This window comes from Synechococcus sp. B60.1 (genome assembly GCF_047462555.1).
Lineage (GTDB): Bacteria > Cyanobacteriota > Cyanobacteriia > Thermostichales > Thermostichaceae > Thermostichus.
In genome coordinates, this window is sequence record NZ_JANSJN010000179.1 from 1 (window position 1) to 2,166 (window position 2,166).

General features: G+C 60.0%; 1 protein-coding gene. It reads right to left on the bottom strand.

Annotated elements, in window-relative coordinates; genetic code table 11:
• Positions 1-290: 290 nt before the first annotated feature.
• Positions 291-1,853: a protein kinase domain-containing protein gene (locus NW863_RS12800; RefSeq protein WP_414366823.1), complete on the bottom strand. Its 1,563-nt coding sequence runs from the start codon at positions 1,851-1,853 to the stop codon at positions 291-293.
• Positions 1,854-2,166: the final 313 nt, after the last annotated feature.

The following is a 2,166-nucleotide window of genomic DNA, read 5'->3' on the forward strand; positions in this document are numbered from 1 at the left end:
TGGACAGCAGCGACCCTCAAAAAATCTTTTGCTTCCTTTGCAGCTGCTCGGGCTTACTTTGGCAAGCGCTACGGTGTAAAAGCAAGAGGGTGGAAAGCTCTAGCAGAGCAGGTCAATACTGTTGAGACAGCGCTGATTCACCTGGGGCTGGCTGTTCGTGAAGACCCTCGGGCAGCTTCCCTTTTGGAGAAAGGAGGGAGTGCTCAGGAATCCTCCTCGATTCCTTGAGGAGAGGTGCGGACACTCTCACCTTTTTTCGCCGTTTGCTATCCCAGGGAGAGAAGAGTTTTTTACAGGCAGGCTTTGAACTTTTTCAGTACCGCCCGATCCAGCATCAGCAGCGCTGCGCGTAAGCCACCTGAGTAGCCCCAGAAAAAGCCTACCGGCAGATGGCCCTTGGGCGCTTCCAAGTTGGTTTTGAGCTCCCCGTACTCCAGCCAGCGGCCCTGGATCTGCCAGCCCACTTTCTCTCCCATACACGCTTCGCGGGGCAAGGCCGAGAAGGATCTCGAGCTGAGCCCTCCCCTTTTCTCCGAGTCACACTCCTGCCAGAGCTGCTTCTGGACGGTAAAGCCAAAGCGTCCATGGCTGGCCTGCGTCCAAAGTTGGTCGATTAGCCGCAGCATCGGGCAGGGGAAAGCTTCAACATCCTTGGGATCGAAAAAGCCCACCTGGGAGCGCCCACTGAGTTTAAGCAGCAAAGCCGTCGTCCAGCGATCGGCTTCCCCCCACTGGCCGGCCTGCAGCCGATCCCACAGCCCTTGCAGGGCAGGAGCCGCTTCTCCCACCCAGTCGGGCCAGGAGGGGGTTGCAGGCAGGGATCCCTCTCGACCGACCTTAGGGAAAATTGGGGATCTGGAGCCTGCCTCCCTTTTTGCTGTGGCAGGGGTAGGGGGTGCCACCAGGCGCTCCAGCTCTTCTGCCGAGTGCTGGGCCAGGAGCTGCTCCAGCTCATCTTGAGGTTGCTGCTGGACCAGAAGCCGTTCCAGTTCCCGCAGCTCTTGAGTGCGGATGGCGGGCTCAAAGGTAGCTGGCTGCTTCTCTGCCGGCAGCAGAGCCAGCCACTCGGCTACCGTTTGCGGGCGATCCTCGGGGTGGAGAGCCATCCCTTTGAGGATGGCGGCCTCCACCTCTTCAGGAATACTGGGGTTGAGGCTGCGGGGGGGATCCAACTGACGGCCTGTAGCCCGCACCGGCGCGCACAAGGGCACCATCCCTGTCAGCAGGGTGTAGAGGGTGGCGGCCAAGGCGTAGACATCGGTGAAGGCGCCGCGGCGGCGCAGGCTGTCGTACTGCTCCAGGGGGGCGTAGCCATCGGTGCCATAGGAGGTGTGGCGTTGGATGAGCCCCTGCGTGTAAGTCCGCGCCAGGCCAAAGTCGATCAACACCGCCTGCCCAGATCTCTCCCGTACTAGGATGTTGGCCGGCTTCACATCGCGGTGCAGGATCCCCTGTTCGTGCAGGGCCATGAGGGCGGATCCCACCTCCCGCGTCAGGCGCAGGGCTTCCGGCAGAGGCAACGATCCCTTTTGGCGCAAAAGCTGGTGCAGAGTCTGGCCGCGAATGTACTCCATCACAATGCACCAGCGATCTTGCTCCCAGATCACCTCTTCCACCTTCACCACGTGGGGATGGTGGCAGCGAGCTAGTTGTAGCGCCTCGTTCATGAAGTTCTGCTGAAGGTGAGGATAGTCGGGATCCTCGCGGAGGCTGTCGTTCAAGACCTTGATAACCACATAGTCAGCGCGGACGCTATCCCAGGCTCGGTAGGTGATGCCGAAGCCCCCTTCCCCCAAAACGGCCTCGACGCGGTAGCGCCCCCCCTGCAAGTGTTGGCCAACTGCCCAAGCCATGTGCGACCTCAATCCCCGCCTCTAGGGCCATTCTGTCACGGGGATCAATAAATGGACGATCCATAAAACTGCTCGTTGGGGCGAGCGCAGCGGCAGCTCTATCGGCTCAGGGATTATGGTCATTTCAATTCAAATAGCAACGAAACGTTTCTCTACGTCGTTATTGCTACGCAACGCTGTCGCAAGCGCGCCGGCGGCGCGAAGCGCTTGGATCAGCGGCAAGGTGTTTTCACCTGGTTTAACGTAAGGTGCGGAATTCCCCACCGTCTATACGGTGGGGATGGATAGCACCCTCTGACTGATTCTGGATGTA

Bases quoted from the DNA above. Each gene is read 5' to 3' on its own strand.
- NW863_RS12800 (WP_414366823.1), bottom strand. From the start codon at position 1,853: ATGGCTTGGGCAGTTGGCCAACACTTGCAGGGGGGGCGCTACCGCGTC.